The sequence below is a fragment of the Serratia sp. YC16 genome (genome assembly GCF_009707615.1).
In the GTDB taxonomy this organism is placed as follows: Bacteria; Pseudomonadota; Gammaproteobacteria; order Enterobacterales; family Enterobacteriaceae; genus Serratia; species Serratia surfactantfaciens.
This window is the reverse complement of sequence record NZ_WLYN01000002.1, coordinates 737846-752290: the sequence shown is the minus strand read 5'-3', so window position 1 is coordinate 752290 and position 14445 is coordinate 737846. Positions and strand designations below refer to the sequence as shown.

Annotated in this window: 19 protein-coding genes; all 19 read right to left on the bottom strand. The window is 57.1% G+C overall.

Annotated features, from left to right (window positions below; translation table 11 throughout):
* Nucleotide 1: 1 nt before the first annotated feature.
* A complete protein-coding gene (locus GKN89_RS11080) occupies nucleotides 2-1249 on the bottom strand; it encodes a baseplate J/gp47 family protein (protein ID WP_154746970.1) in 1248 nt (415 codons plus the stop codon).
* Nucleotides 1246-1602, bottom strand: coding sequence for a hypothetical protein (locus GKN89_RS11075; RefSeq protein WP_060419757.1), 357 nt, complete (start codon nucleotides 1600-1602; stop codon nucleotides 1246-1248). Before GKN89_RS11075 ends, GKN89_RS11080 begins: the two co-directional genes overlap by 4 nt.
* Nucleotides 1602-2288 carry a Gp138 family membrane-puncturing spike protein gene (locus GKN89_RS11070; protein ID WP_142075400.1) on the bottom strand — a complete coding sequence of 229 codons (687 nt, stop codon included), beginning with the start codon at nucleotides 2286-2288 and terminating at the stop codon, nucleotides 1602-1604. The genes GKN89_RS11075 and GKN89_RS11070 overlap by 1 nt, the downstream gene beginning before the upstream one ends.
* Before the next feature lies 1 nt (nucleotide 2289).
* Nucleotides 2290-3135, bottom strand: a complete 846-nt coding sequence (locus GKN89_RS11065; protein WP_370520194.1) for a hypothetical protein — start codon at nucleotides 3133-3135, stop codon at nucleotides 2290-2292.
* A complete protein-coding gene (locus GKN89_RS11060) occupies nucleotides 3132-3434 on the bottom strand; it encodes a hypothetical protein (RefSeq protein ID WP_154746969.1) in 303 nt (100 codons plus the stop codon). The genes GKN89_RS11065 and GKN89_RS11060 overlap by 4 nt, the downstream gene beginning before the upstream one ends.
* Entirely contained in the window at nucleotides 3434-4240 is an 807-nt protein-coding gene (locus GKN89_RS11055) for a phage baseplate protein (RefSeq protein WP_154746968.1), read from the bottom strand. Before GKN89_RS11055 ends, GKN89_RS11060 begins: the two co-directional genes overlap by 1 nt.
* The gene (locus GKN89_RS11050; protein ID WP_239510622.1) at nucleotides 4237-6171 is read right to left on the bottom strand and encodes a transglycosylase SLT domain-containing protein; all 1935 of its coding nucleotides are present in this window, start codon (nucleotides 6169-6171) and stop codon (nucleotides 4237-4239) included. The genes GKN89_RS11055 and GKN89_RS11050 overlap by 4 nt, the downstream gene beginning before the upstream one ends.
* Before the next feature lie 208 nt (nucleotides 6172-6379).
* Nucleotides 6380-6784 (bottom strand): hypothetical protein, encoded by a 405-nt coding sequence (locus GKN89_RS11045; protein WP_049194151.1) that lies wholly within the window; start codon nucleotides 6782-6784, stop codon nucleotides 6380-6382.
* A complete protein-coding gene (locus GKN89_RS11040) occupies nucleotides 6784-7221 on the bottom strand; it encodes a hypothetical protein (protein ID WP_154746967.1) in 438 nt (145 codons plus the stop codon). Before GKN89_RS11040 ends, GKN89_RS11045 begins: the two co-directional genes overlap by 1 nt.
* The gene (locus GKN89_RS11035; RefSeq protein ID WP_154746966.1) at nucleotides 7221-8705 is read right to left on the bottom strand and encodes a DUF3383 domain-containing protein; all 1485 of its coding nucleotides are present in this window, start codon (nucleotides 8703-8705) and stop codon (nucleotides 7221-7223) included. Before GKN89_RS11035 ends, GKN89_RS11040 begins: the two co-directional genes overlap by 1 nt.
* A complete protein-coding gene (locus tag GKN89_RS11030; RefSeq protein ID WP_047730616.1) occupies nucleotides 8686-9237 on the bottom strand; it encodes a hypothetical protein in 552 nt (183 codons plus the stop codon). The genes GKN89_RS11035 and GKN89_RS11030 overlap by 20 nt, the downstream gene beginning before the upstream one ends.
* The gene (locus GKN89_RS11025; RefSeq protein WP_049194153.1) at nucleotides 9222-9587 is read right to left on the bottom strand and encodes a hypothetical protein; all 366 of its coding nucleotides are present in this window, start codon (nucleotides 9585-9587) and stop codon (nucleotides 9222-9224) included. Before GKN89_RS11025 ends, GKN89_RS11030 begins: the two co-directional genes overlap by 16 nt.
* Nucleotides 9584-10063, bottom strand: a complete 480-nt coding sequence (locus tag GKN89_RS11020) for a hypothetical protein (protein WP_154746965.1) — start codon at nucleotides 10061-10063, stop codon at nucleotides 9584-9586. Before GKN89_RS11020 ends, GKN89_RS11025 begins: the two co-directional genes overlap by 4 nt.
* Nucleotides 10064-10534 (bottom strand): DUF4054 domain-containing protein, encoded by a 471-nt coding sequence (locus GKN89_RS11015; protein ID WP_154746964.1) that lies wholly within the window; start codon nucleotides 10532-10534, stop codon nucleotides 10064-10066.
* Nucleotides 10535-10537: 3 nt separating this feature from the next.
* A complete protein-coding gene (locus GKN89_RS11010; RefSeq protein ID WP_110157892.1) occupies nucleotides 10538-10882 on the bottom strand; it encodes a hypothetical protein in 345 nt (114 codons plus the stop codon).
* A 3-nt stretch (nucleotides 10883-10885) separates the two neighbouring features.
* Nucleotides 10886-11914: a DUF2184 domain-containing protein gene (locus GKN89_RS11005; RefSeq protein ID WP_038875757.1), complete on the bottom strand. Its 1029-nt coding sequence runs from the start codon at nucleotides 11912-11914 to the stop codon at nucleotides 10886-10888.
* Nucleotides 11914-12396: a hypothetical protein gene (locus GKN89_RS11000; RefSeq protein WP_154746963.1), complete on the bottom strand. Its 483-nt coding sequence runs from the start codon at nucleotides 12394-12396 to the stop codon at nucleotides 11914-11916. The genes GKN89_RS11005 and GKN89_RS11000 overlap by 1 nt, the downstream gene beginning before the upstream one ends.
* Nucleotide 12397: 1 nt before the next feature.
* On the bottom strand, nucleotides 12398-13723 hold the full coding sequence (locus GKN89_RS10995) for a DUF2213 domain-containing protein (RefSeq protein WP_154746962.1): 1326 nt from the start codon (nucleotides 13721-13723) through the stop codon (nucleotides 12398-12400).
* Nucleotides 13724-13726: 3 nt separating this feature from the next.
* Nucleotides 13727-14410: a phage minor head protein gene (locus GKN89_RS10990; protein ID WP_038875869.1), complete on the bottom strand. Its 684-nt coding sequence runs from the start codon at nucleotides 14408-14410 to the stop codon at nucleotides 13727-13729.
* Between the last annotated feature and the right edge of the window lie 35 nt (nucleotides 14411-14445).

Genomic DNA, 14445 nt, shown 5'->3' with positions numbered 1-14445 from the left:
TTTAGACCTCCTGCAGCTCTACGCTGATATTGTTCGGATCCAGCGTCGGAATTTCGTCGATTCCAAACTGGAGGGATGAGGAAAAGGCGTTACCATCCCTGCTCAGCGCCAGGCTGAGAATATCGATGTTTGAAGGGTCAATGCTGTAAATGCCCGCATAGAATCGCCCGGCGGCCAGCGCAGCCGCTGCACGCGCGCGATTGCCCCCATCAGCGCCATTGAATGCCGCAATCACTTTACTCTTTACCTGATCGGTAATGTCCGCTGGCAAATATTCGCTTTTTCTCAGGATAACCCTCACTGACACGCTCACCGGCTTCAACCCTTGCCAGGTGATCACATACTCCGGGTATGGCGGCTCATAGCCGTCGGTATCTGCAATCGTGTATGAGGAATCACCGTTCATGTCGACACCGGGCGGCGCCTTGCGCCAGATAGCATCCGCGATATCCTCACCCTTTCCGCCATATACGCCAACGTAGAACGAGTTTTTCTTCAATGTATATTTGGATGAGCCGACTTGTCTGTCTACCGGGGTCGGGTTATGCGTAACGTATACATCCACTACGTTGGGAACTTTTGCGAGGATCTCGCCGCGGATCGCGTTCAATGTATTCCGGGCATTGTTGGCAACGGAATTGCGTCGGCGGTGCTCAAAGTCGGCTCTGCTCTCCTCATTGTTGCCCGGCACCCCGGCGGCGCGGTTGGTCACACCTGACCAGCCAGGGATCGCTTTGTAGACCTTGCTGAGCGCACCAATGGGGCAACCGATCGGGCCTGTCGTGAGGTTCTGGAAAACCACATCAACGCTACCGGCGGCGCCGATCGTGGCGTCGGACAGGCTGGCGTAGAGATACCCTGCTTCATCCTGTGCCAGGCTTCCAGCAGGGATCAGCGTATCCACCAGCCCTGAGCACGTCCCGGTTACTGTCGTGCCGGTGGCACCGATGCGGTCGAGGAAATAAACCCGGCCAATCGCATCCTGAAACCTGCCGCTGCTGTAGTCCGCGTTCACCTGGTTCGCGATCGCCAGCAACTGATCGTTCTTATCGGCGATGATGGCCGAATCGCTCATCGCCAGCTGTCCCTGTGGGCTTGTCAGGCTGGTCCCCATCGAGCTCCCCAGCGCGGTGGAGAAATCGGTTAGCCGGCCGTTTAGTATGTCCACCTCATCCGGTACCAGCAGCCCCGTTTTTGAAAACGTAACCGCCGGTACCGCAGTTGTGTAATTGGTGTTTTCATCCGTCATAACAGCACCGTGTAATCGTTGAAATTGGTATCGGTGATCGTCATTACGCCACCAATGCGGCGATCGCCATCTGAGACTGCCGAACACAGCGCGCTGGAGACCGTCGGCAGTTTCATCGCCTCCTGCTGCATTTTGGTGTTAATCAGCTGCGTGCCGGGCCAATGGCCGAGGATCCGCGGGTAATAAGGAATCCCGAGCGTGTTGTCATACCAACACTCGCCAAGGAACGTGCTGCAGGCGCACGCCACATCCTGTGCCACCGCATAAGGGTTGTCCGTGACCGCCAGGTTGCCTTTGTCGTCCAGCATCAGATCCCAGGTATTCGTATCGAGAAGAAGTGAGCGAGTTTGCATCATGCCCCCTGTTGCGGTTTATTCGTCTGCGCGCTGCCTGATTGCACGCCACCATGCACGTGGTCACCAAACTCGATGCCACTAATCGTGGCGCCGGCGGACAAGTCTGCTTTACCTTTGGCTGTAAACTTCTGGCTCACCTCGGTCGCGCCGTTCAGTGCGATCTCTGGCGCGTTGACGGTAAAACGTTTCGCGCCATTGGCTTCAATGTCGGGTGCATTTAGCGTGATTTTCCAGGGTGAAGTTACATTGATCTGCTGATCGGCAAACTCAACAAATTGCACCGGGTCGCCATTCAGTACACCGCCCAGATAAAGCGCATCTGACAGGCTGTGCGTACGCTTTGATCCGGGCATCGCGGGCTGGTGCGTCGCCTTAACAGCGCTGATATCCCTATCGCAAATCGCTATGAGTCCAATATCCCCGGCTTTCGGTGGCATGATCACCGCACTTTTGCCGCCCTGCAGGCGCCAGACTGGCACGTTGTAAATCACCTCATGCGCGATGGGTGAGCCATCACCGGCGACGTCCATCACCATAGGGCGAATGTCCACGTGCTTCTTGTAGGCATTGATCACCCAGCCCAACGTGATAAACGCATGGCGCCCCAGAAACTGGCGCATCACGAAGTCCTGCGCGTTGATATCACCATTCAGATCGGAGCCGTTCACATGAAAATTTTCCATATTAGCCCCCGGGTTGCCGCAACAATTCGCAGCTTGTTGAACATTGGCCGCCCTCAATCCATGAGGTTAACGTGTGCATAGCACCGATCACCGCATACCGCCCGCTGGCGTTCGGGAGTGAAGTCACCAACGACAATTTGCGACCAATAAAAATGTCAGGGCAAAACAGACACGAAATGCTCAGCCCAACATTGGTAAAAATGGGATATCCGATTAATCCGTGGTCGGGAGAAACGAGCAATGCCGGCTCTTTTCGGGATACTCCCTTTGGCCAGATCGTCACCTTCTCCACGTTGATATCGATCTCGGCATCAACAGCCCGTGCCGCCTCGATCATCTGCTGCGTGATATCCCCACGGAAATACGGATCGGGCAATGTGCGTTTAACGCCCTGATTCTCATATTTCAGCCCCACTGATGATGCCATTGGCATCAAAATGTCATCGATCGAGACGGGACCTTTCGCGCTGAAGGGCGACACCTTTTTCGCCCGCAGATAAAACATCATGTTCGCCGTAATAATCAGCGGCACATCCGGCACCTGGTTGTAATCCGCATATGCATCGCTGATAACCCCCTCAAAAATCAGACGGTCAGCAGCCCATACGCGGATCCGATTAGGCTTGGCCCCATCAATCCAAATCCCTTTGTAGCTCAGCGCCGCCATCTGCTGGGCCACGAGCCCCCACAGATAAAGGGTAATTTGCGTGCCGGCAATCCCGCCATACGCCGCCAGGCTTATATAGCAGCGCGCATTCTTGACGGTAAGCACGTTACCCCGATCGTCAAACGTTCGCCCCTCTGCCAGGGTAAACTCCACCCTGATATCCCGTTGTTGATAGCTCACGGCATTTCCTCCGGCGCAAGGTAGTAAAGTTTGAAACGCTCACCCAGGCCGGACCATTCAGGATCTGCGTTTCCCGCCAGGTCAGCGAAAAATAATTCGCCGGCGAATGGCAGATAGCCGTAACGCACGATCTTGTTGCCGTTCAGGCACAACACCCCCTGCAGGCAGGAAGTGCCGTTAACGGTAAGATCGATATATAGCCCCGTGGTACGCTGTGCCAGACGAATTTCACAGGCCTGATTATTCAGGGAGACGGTAAACCGTTGAGACTTGAGGGGCTTGAGTACAATTTCCAGCATCAGGTTAAACTCCCCGCCAATTGCTTAACCGCCGCATCCAACTTTTGCGTCGCGCTTACGGTGACCTCTCCGAGAGGTTTGGTCACATCCTCGACCGCTGACGAAACCTTGTCGGCAATGTTCCCAACCAATTCCGACGCCGAGCGCTGCACGCCGGAGATCGCTTTCTTCACATCAGAAAGGGTGGAACCACTCGTTGAAGAGGTAACGAGCTCCGTTTTGGCGCTCGCTCCCTGGGTGATTTGATTATTGGTAGTGTCAGCCTGCGATGTCTCGCTGCTGACGGTCACCTCGGCCACGTCCTGCACGTCCTGAAAAACCGCCGTTACCGTAAGCAACGTCGGGCCGCCGTCGCTTCGGATCCGATAATCGTATTTGGTCAGGTCATAGGACGAATAGGTTTTGTCGGGGGTTTCGATGTCATAAACCTCCGCCGTTGTTCGCATCGTCTCCAGGGTGGCCAGCACGTCCGAGCGGGATGTCAGCGTGAGATTGGTCAGGTTCGGAAGCCCGCCTGAAAACCCTGTCCAGCCTTCCACGGTAAACGTAATGTGTAATTCTGCCGGCCGCTGCACCTTGTTGAATGAGGTGTAACCACCTCGCTCGATCGGCGCCGTGGTGATCGACGCTTCGCCCCCCACTTCGATAACGACAAATGACGTTGGCGAAAAGGGCTTCGTGCCGACACTGGCGCCGGAGGCATAATAAACTCCGTATCCCGGTGCCAACACGCTGTTAACGACAGACAGCAGGCCACCGCCCCGCACAGCATTCAGTACAGTGGCCTGATTCAGGGAAAACCTCATGTCGATACTCCCGATGCATACGCGCCCACAAGGCTGGAGCGATTAATTTTTTGCCTTGCGTCGTCAATGATCCCTTTCGTGCTGTCCGCCGGCGAATTCACCTGCAGAGTGCCGATATGGGTTGTTTCGGTGATCGTGGATTGCGAGCCGCCGACCGGCTGGCGCGCCTGCGCCGCCATGCCTGCGCCCGGCTGCGGCAAGTTGGATAACACCTTCGGCACGTATTCCCGCGTTTCCTGCGGGGCCGCGCCGAGCCCTTTGCGCTCAACATTACCCTGGCCCCAGTTATACGCCGCCAGCGCCTTACCCAGATCACCATCGAACATTTTCAGCAGCTGCGACATGTAGCGCGCTGCAGCATGGGCTGATTTCTCCGGATCAAAAACGTCATCGCCGACCAGTCCGAAGTCCTTCGCCGTGCCGGGCATGAACTGAAATGGCCCTTTGGCGCCCGCTTTCGATACGGCCTGAGTATCGCCGCCAGACTCCGTGATCACCATGCTGCGCAGCAGCCCGGCAGGGAGCCCGAACGTTTCCTCCAGCTTGCTGAGTTTCGGCTGCAGCCACGCCAGCATTTCCTCACCGGCCTTTGTTGGCTGTGGCCGGCGTACAGATTGAGCAAACTGCGTCGGAGCCTGGTCTTGCCCGTAACCATCACCACGCGGAAGATTGATCCCGAATGTATCCTTAACCCAATCGTGAGCGGATTTTCCCCACCCCTCTACCTTGTCACTGAATGGCAGATTGTTCAGGGCATCCGCAACGGGGTTATTTTTCAGCGCAGGGTATTTTTCCTCGAGGGGTTTAATGACAAACTCCTCAAGCGCCACCAGAGCTGCAATAAGGCCGGCAGGCCCCATCAGCGCCCCGCTGAGCCCTTTAAACAGGGAAAGCAGCTTGCCACCCACCGATGCGCTAACCAGCAGCAGAATGGCGTTCTGCCAGCCTCCTACCGCATTGGCGGCTTCACCGGCGATACCGACAATGCTCGACAGAACATCGAACACGCCCTGCACTGCGGCTTTGATTTCATCCGGGTGCTGTGCCATCCAGCTCGCCAGATCGTTCAGCCACGCGTTGAACTGTTTGATGTAAGGCAGCAGCGCGTTAAAGAGGATGTATCCCGTTTTCTCAAAGGCCTGGCTGATCTCTGCCCACTGCTGGCGAAACTTCCGCGCCGCTGCGATTGACTGATCGTCAACGCCTGAGCGCGCTGTAAATCGGTCAACATCGCGCAACGCATGGCCAGAGCCGAACCATTGCTGCGCGGCGTAGCCATACCCCAGCTCACTGCCATAGGCCTGCTGCTGATCCTTATTCAGGTTTGGAAACGCGGCTGCCAATTTGCGGACAATATCCTCAGTCCCATCCCGGCCCAGATCGATATTGGCGCCCGCCTGGTTAGCGGCCAGTAGCAGGCTTTGAAGTTGAGGATCCAGCCCAAGGCCAGATTTTAAGCGTGCCTTTGCATCGTTGATGCGGGAGAACGCGCCAACAATCTCGTTGGCACTGACACCGAACGCCTCGCCCGCCTTGGTCCAGCCATCCAGCGATTTGGCCGACATGCCAAAAGCATCGGCCGCCGTCGCCAACTGGTTCAGGTTACTGGTAAACCCGGTAACAAAGCTTTTGAGGCCGCCCAGCGACAACGTGACGCCGGCCAGCGCCAGCACCTGGGCGCGAATACTGGAAAAGAACGACGCCGCCTTTTTGCCGCTGGCTTCCATGTCTTTGGCGGTTTTGTCGGCTTTTTTCCCGGTTTTATCCAGCGCCTCGCTGCTTTTCTTCTCGCCGGTGTCGAACGCCTGCGCAACGTTCTCCATGACCGCTGTCAGGCGGTCAAGCCCTGCCACTACCGCCTGCTCGCCAGCGCTGAAGTTTTTGTCGTCAATACCCAGGGCGAGGACGAGCTCGTCAAGTACCATTGCCACTATTTCCCCTCCTGCATTACGCGTGCGTTATGGGCGTCCACCTGGATGATTTCCAACAAATCCCACAGGTCCTGCACACCAAGCACCGCATCCAGCTCAGCCTTGGAGGCTTTGCCGGCGGAAATCACGGTGGCGATGGTGTGCGGGACGTTGGTGTAATCGACAAGCCCAAAAGGCCTGTCAGGATTGGCAAAACGAGGCGGGATATCTAGCGGCCGGCGGTAGCGAAAAAATCCACGTGCAGTTTGAACACCTCCGCGCGCAGGTTAAGGCGTGTGGCCACTTCATCGATATCGGCTTCAATCAAAGGGCGAACCACGGTTTTATCCGCTGGATTCGGCACGGCCTGAACACAGGTCATCAACTCATCAAGCAGCGGCTTGGCCTCATCCGGGGGGATCTTCGAAATCGCCTTTAAGCCCTCAACAGCCATCGCCGCGATCCCCATGCTGCGTAAATTATCGGGGATCTCGACGCCGCCGCGCCCCATCGCCATCAGCGCCCGCAAAGCCCACCATTCAGCCTGTGACGCCGACATTTCCTTGATGTAGAAAACCTTGCCCTGATCGCGCCCGGCGGCGTCGATAGTGATAAACGTCTCTTTACGTGCCATCAGTTAAACGCCTCTGGAGTGATGGATTCCCATTCGATGACCGCCTGGCTGGCCTGCAGAATGCGGCCGGCATCCGGTAGCACCTTCCACTGCTTCAGCACGCCGTTCACGCATTTATATTTGCGCTTCAGCGCCGGCAGGATAACCGTTGCATTGCAGCGGAACACCGCCACGCTGGCGCGCGATGTGGTTGCCCAGGTATCGAACACGTCCCGGCTTTCCGAATCCGGCATAATGTAGATCGTCTGGTTGATGTTGCCGTAAATGAAGCCAGCGGATAACTTGCCGTCGGCGCCGCGCACCGTTTCCGCCAGGCTCAGCGCGTCGGTACCGTAGATATTATCCGCAGCGAAACCCTGCAACTGCACGCCTGACGGGTACAGGTTCATTACCGACAGCGTAATGATGGCGTCGGCAGAAGTGATGGTGTTGGACATTATTGAACCTCCGTCGATGCAATATTCAATTTCTGGATGCTGCCGCCGTCGCTGTACCACAACGCGCAGTTCGGGCTGGTGCGAGCAGGACGAAGGGCCGGCAGCATTTCACCGACATAGAGGTAGTACCCCGTCGCGAAAATTGTCGCCGACACGTCTTCCCCTACTGCGTTGCTGATCTCCAGTTTTTGCGCCGCGGACAGTGTCACACCGGCACGAATGCCGCCCCATGCTTTAAACTGCTCGATCACATCGGTCATCGAGGTTGCAACCAGCGCGCGCCCGGCGTTGTTGTAGGGGATCGTCTTGTTGGATTTGAACAGCGCCAGCACCGCGCCCTGCAGGTTGGCGTTCAGCCAAATTTGCCCGGCGAAGCTGTCCAGCCATTTGAAATCGCCGGTGATCGAGCCATCTGCCCAATAATCCTCGACGATGTTATTGGCGGCGTACTTGCCGTAGAAGTTATAGCCATTGGCGATCAGCACGTCGTACTCATCCCCGCTGGTCACATCGGCCGCCAGCCCGTTGTATTCGCGGAATTTGAACGGCACGCGCCCTTCTGTGCGGGTAAAGTCCAGCGCAGCGGCATATCCCAATACGGATGCAGGTTTTTTCACGTCAGTGCAGAACACCGGCACGACACTCCCGTAATTGTTCGCGGTGATGATCTTGTACGCGATGTGATCCTGATTGCCCGTAATTCGGGCTTTTTCGTTGGTGGTCCACGCCACATAGAAAAAGCGCTCCTCCTGTGCGCTGGCCCATGCGGACAACGCCAGGTGTTCATCATCCTTGCACTCGAAAACGGTCGAGAATGAGGCCCACTGCTGCGACTTGGCGATGATTGCCGTGAACAGCGCGGGAACCACTGCCGCCGGCGCCCCCTGGGAGATCTTGGCGCCGAGATCGCTGGTCATCTTCATGGGTGCCGCTGCGGTGCCGGTCGCATACGCGATAGTCGTCGCTTCCGGCTTGGCGCCGGCAGCAGTGATGATGAAGGCATTGTGCGTGGTGTCATATACCACCGTCGCCACGGCGGCCGTCAATGAGGTTTGCAACGCGGCGGCCGCCTCCGCAAAACTGGTTACCGCGCTGAAATTGACTTCCGCACTGGCATTCTTGCCGCTGATGCTGATCGTGAGCGTACCGGAGATTTTTTTCAGCTCCTCGACCGTCACCCCTTTGAACGATCCGCTGCGCAACCATGCGGCCGCTGGCGCGCGGTTGAATCGGGCGAACAGCAACGCCCCCGGAGATTTTGTCGCGTTGTTGTAGCCCTGAAAATACATGGATGCCATAACGTATTCGTCAGAGTCACCACCGAAATAATCGGCCACGCTCGAGGGTGACGAAAACGAAGGGACGTCGCCGATCGGTACGTAAGGGCTGTCGGTTAAAAGCAGGCCGTTGAGGTCGACCGCATTACCCACGGCGGATAGCACGCCCGGTTTGATTTTTACGTCTTTACTGATTGGAATTGCCATCGATGGACTCCGTTGTGGTCGTTTTGATGGTCACGTTGTCGAAGAACGCCAGAGGCGCACTGACCACCGGTTTGATTTGCGCGATGAATTCCAGCGTCCAGCGCGGCTCGTATTGCCACTCGCCGTTAATCATCGTGGTCTGACGGGGATCGCTACAGTAGAGCGGCGTTAAGACGCCCCCGGAGCAGCGAAAAGCGGACGTTCCAAACTCCGAGCGGATCAGCGTGGCGAACATCAGGGAATTTCGCTCCGCGCTGTCGCCAAAGAAATCAAGCTGACATTCCCAGCGCGTGGTGCGCGTGATGTGTTGCGTACCCATTCCGGCCGCCGGTGGCGGCGTGTACTTCACCACCGCCGTAGACAAACCGGCGGAATTCAGCGAAGTCATCGCGATAAATTCGCCCTGTGGCATCGGCACCCCGTTTTGCTGAGTGCGCTCGATCTGCGCATCAACAAAAAGCCCCTGGAGAAAATCGCCAAGGGCTTTATAGAGATCGCTTTCAGTGATCGAGAGCGTTACGTTTGCAGACATGCAACAACCCTCGTCCAATCCGGCCAGTTCTCCGGCACCGCCACCACAAGCCACGTTTCGCCCGCGATGACGAATTTGTCACCGCCGACCTGCTTCGGTCGACTCACACCGCACCAGTTCCCGTTCGTATAGATGGACGTGAACACCCCCTGAATATTCAGGTTGTCCAGGTGGCGGATATCGCCCTGCGTAACAGCCTGTTTTTGTACCATCATCGGAATAGGCGCGTCATAGGCCGGCGCTCGGGAATAATCCTCACGTTTTTCGGCACCGAGCGATCGATAAATCTGCGCCTCAACGAAGGGATTAACTGCGCCGACGGCGCGCGAAACAATACCGTGCAAATTCACTCATCACCTCCATCAACGGCATAGTCGACGCTGTTCTGCATGTGGCCAGTGTCGACCAGCGGCTTATCGAACCCTTTGCGCTTAATGGTCGTCTCCGCCAACGGCGGAGAATTGAGTTCCCGGATAGAATCCTGCAGCTGGCTTTTTATCCGCTCCCCCATCAATCCAAGCGCTAACCGCGCGTCATAATTTGATGAACGGATAAGCTGCGAAAACTCACCGGGCCACTGCGTACTGTTGGCTGAAATCATGTTGCGGAAAAAAGGCCGCGGCAGCTGAAAATAGGACTCCCCGGCCTTGGTCATCACCATTTTTCCGAACTCGTTCGCGGCGGCCACCAGCGCAACCGGGGTCCCGTCCTCATAGGTCGCATCGGCCAAAAAACCCACCTTGAGGCTCTTGCCCGAAGACAGCCCTTCGGCAATTTGCGCCAGGCGCGCTTTAAACGCGGCACCGCCGCGAACACTGGCACCCATTTAGCGCCCCCGCCTGACCGGCCGATAGTAGTGGTCTGGATAGCGAGATGGCGATGAGCCCGGGTGATAAACCATCGTCCTGTAGGGCGCGGTCGCTTGCCAATAATCCGCGCCATAGGGAGTCTGCAGATACCACCATGACTGATCGTTACTGCCGGCGCTGTCCACCGATACAGAAACCGATCCCTCTGAGGCACTGGTAATGCGGCCAACAAGGCCGCTTCCCTGACCGCCCGACTGTCCTGAACCAAATCCGCGCAACGCACAGAGATGAGCAACAAGCAGGAAAAATAACTGCTCGCGCTCTTTCAGATCCTGCACTTTGCTTTCATCGGTATTATCGAGGTAGAGGGTCGAGGCCTGATTGAACAGCGCCTCGAGCAGGTCATCACTTGGCGCCGATCCGCATCCCGTTGCAAACGACGGGTAAAGTGCCCGAAATGCCTTGATGTTGAAAACCACGGCGCCCATGCATTACTCCTTTTTATTCATCGCTTCATCATCACGCTTGATCCCCGGTGCCGGGTTGTTTTGCGGCAATGGGTCAAGGCCTGACTTCAACTTTTCCTGCTCTTTGGCCTGCGCACGGGCGCTGTTGCCATTGTCCTGCGCGAAGATCACACCGTTTTTTACATACGGCTGATCTTTGTGGATCTTCAGCCAGGCGTCCCACAGTTCCTTATCGACCGGTGTGAGGCCATAGCCGCCGATAATGCGCACATCTTCGCCGCGGTAACCCGCGACCGCCTGCCGATGGCCGTCGACTTCCAACACCAAACCGTTCGGCAATTTGCAGCCAACTGTTACTTGCTCTGCCATCTTTTAAACCCCCAACATTTGTGCGTAAGCCAGCGGTTGGCGAATGATCGCCCCCCAGGTACCGGCGGATTTTTTCTGGTGCCAGGCTGAAGACTCCGTCACCACTGCGTGCGCGCGCATTTTCTCGGTGAACGCACAGTAACCGGTGTCGTTCTCCCCGAGACGCTCGGCGATCAGCTGAACCACTTCACCCGCGTCGCTGGAATATTCCACCGCCGTTTCGATGGTCATATTCGGGAAGTTTTTCTGCAGAAGATCTGAAACGTTGACCTTGTATTGGTTGGTCTTCGTCAGGTTGGCTTCTGATGTCGGGGACATATTCAGCTTCATCGCGTCGGTACGTTCGACATGACCTTTGGTCTGACTGACGAGCTGCTTGTACAGCTTGACGACGTCGTTATAAATAGCGTCGCCATCCTTATCGTCCCACTTCAACTTGCCGCCGACGTCAATCGGGGTAATCGGCGCCGACAGCGATGGATCGTTCAGCATGCCGTAGTTCTGCAACCCCTCGATGCCGTAGAAGTAGGATTTATTCTGGAACTTGTTCAGCACCAGGGCAGACGCGACATTCAACTCCGCCGCCCAGCCGATGCGCGCCGCGCCGTACATATCCAGTTCGCGTTCACCCCAGCGGGTGTGCGTCTGGTAGTGGTAGCTCTGGCGTGGCACCCAGTTTGCGTTCGCGGTTACCATACCGTTGTTGTTGTAGTCGCCGTAAGAGCTGGTGTCACCGGCTGATTCCACGATCGGGAATTGAGTGGTCAGCGTCGTCCAGTCGCCCTTTTTGGTTTCGCCCAGGATTTGGGCTGCTTTCATCGGTGTCACCAGCACGCGAATTAATTCTGGATCAACGTAGTTGGTGAAATAGGCCGGCACGCCGGAGTTTGAGACCGTTACCAGATTAGGCTGCGCATCCATCGCCAGCGCGAAATCGCTCGCGTACTCCGGCGGCAGGTAAGCCTGCGCGCCCGGCAGGATGATGCCGTAATCGCGGCTGGCGGTAGCGTAATGCTGCTTAAATTTATTCATCACTTGCTCCAGGTGCTGATTTTGATACGTTCTTTGGCCGCCGCGGCGCTGGCCACCGAGAATGCCGTTTCCGCAAAGCCTTCAATGGTCGCGCCGGCGGCACCGGTAGCAATCTCGCCGGTGGTCAGTGACGCAAACACTTTTTGGCCGACAGTGGCCGCTGTCGTGGTAACCGCCCAGTAATCACCGCCGGTGTGCAGCGTGCACTCTCGCCCCGGCTGGATCACGTTAGACGCCGCGCCCAGCCATTCAACGATTGACGCCTGGCCATCGCGAGGAACAAACCCCGACGGCGCGCCAGTGCCTTTGTTCGATGCCACGCCCTTCACCACCCAGGCAAATCGCCCAATGGTTAACCCGTCGGCACCGGTGACCAATGCCCCCTCACCGGCCACATAGCTGGTGTATGGGTTGTTACTGGCAAAAGCCCCCTCAATACCCGGAGCCGGGTATTGGTTAATGCTCGTCTGAAATCTTGACATGTTAATAACCTTTTTTAAGTTTGCCGGCGGTAGGGAAATCGGCAGCGAAAGACGATGCAGCCGCGGAGTCATGCGCCAGTTTCGGCGCCTTGACGGCCTGTTTTTGCTCTACGGCATACTTCACCATGCTGCGGTAAGCGCTTGGGTGTACGTCGGTGACATCGATCCCGGCCTGTTCGAGAGCAGTGCGGTAAACCTCCTCGGCGGAGTCCATCGCCACCACGTCACCAATCAGAGGGCGCACCTCACTTTCAGCGGTGCGAACCGCCTGGAAGTTTTTCGCCGCCACCTTGGTGGCGTTGTCAGCCGCCAGCCTGATAGCAGCGTCCATCGCCGGTTTGCTGACCATATCGGGATTCGGTTTTACCGGGTCTTTTGCTGGATCGTCCGGGGTGTCATCCGACGCCGGCATCAGTACCGCTTTGATTTTTTCCAGCACTTCCTCCGGCACTTTGTCGGACAACAGCGCCAGGATGCTTTCCAGTGGGTTTTCCGTATCAAACGCTGGCCCGTTCTCTTCCGGCTCGACCACTTCTTCGGCGGCCTCCATCAGTTCGGCAAGCTCGGCCGGCTCGATTTCCATATCCTGCGCCAGGCGGCCGGAAAACGCGGATTTGACCGCATTCGCGATCGCGTTGGGGCGTTTATGCTGGCCCACCAATTGCGTGAGGTCTTTCGGCGAGGCGTCTTGAGCCAGGCGAGGTTTAAGATAGGCGCCCAGCGCTGCGCGCATGGCGACACCCTTACGATTTAATTTCATGTTTTGTAACTCCTTCGGGAGGCAATCAAATACCAGCACATCGGATCCGGCCCGGCCGTCACCGACCAGCGCCACGTGGTTACCGACGATATCCCGCATCACGCCGTCAAATTTGACGCCATCCGGGGTAACGCCTGGGGTCATGTCAGCGACGTACGCATACGAAGATGACAGTTCTCGTTGCTCGTCGGTCTCGATACCGGCGATGGCGGAGTTGTCCCAAATCGACAATCCGTTTGTTAGGTAGGTGCCATCAAAATCACTGTTGGCGTGCGTTGTCCCCACCCGAAGCTCACGCGCGGGCGCGCCTGGGTAATCAGGCTTGTGTCGGCAAAGGATGGGGATGTTATTGAAGGTTTTCGCTGCCTTGCGCAGCTCGTCGGGGTCGCGGTACAGCATGTACAGCCGGTCGGGCTCAAGTCCTAGCGCCTCGGAATTCGGGATTTCTCGCCCGTAATAGCCGCACACGTTGGCCTTGCTGATGTTGCTGCGTTCGACCTGCAGCCGTCCGACCTTATCAATTTGCCGCACCGAACCCCGGTCAAATGCCAGTCGTTCAGTCGTCATTCATTACTCCAGTCCCGGTAAAATCGCCTCCCATCCACACCTGCAACGTATTTTTTGCCCTGGCATGATCCATTCGCCATCGATAAACATGCCTTTGTCCAGATCGAACTCTTTGCCGTCGGCTTTCACATGGGAGATGCGCGGCTCTTTCCCTGCGTGGGAATGGCGCCAGCGCCCCCGGCGGATGCCAAGCGCACGCTGGCGCGCCGACTGCATGGCAGACGTTGCCTTGTTGTTCTGATCCAGCGCGATAAAAGCCGCCCGGCGCCGGGTGACGCCATAGCGCTGTTGCAGCTCTTTTGTCAGGGTGCCGAGATCACGCCCGCGAGATACCGACTGCATTACCAGCGTTTCGACCTGCGTGAGGTATTGCTGCGGAATGGAGCGGATCAGATTGACGTTCTCGGTGATGGTCGCCTGCAGTGCGTTGTTCATTTCCGCCGTCATTTTGAAGGGCACCGTGAAACCGGCCTGCTGCAATGCAGTGGAAAGCGACGCGTCGCTATTTTTCATCACATCAGAAGCGAAACGCTCAGCCAGTTTCCCGGCCAGCACATCGAATTTTTTTCGCCAGCGCCGCGACAATTTGCGCATGGCATCGCGCATCATGATCGCCGGTGAGGCATCCTGCGCCAGCCCGGTCTGCCGGTATTCGGCGCGCAGCCAATAGAGCGTGCTGTTGTGCAGCTCCTGCACCGCCCTATCCAGCTGCTGCCGGTACC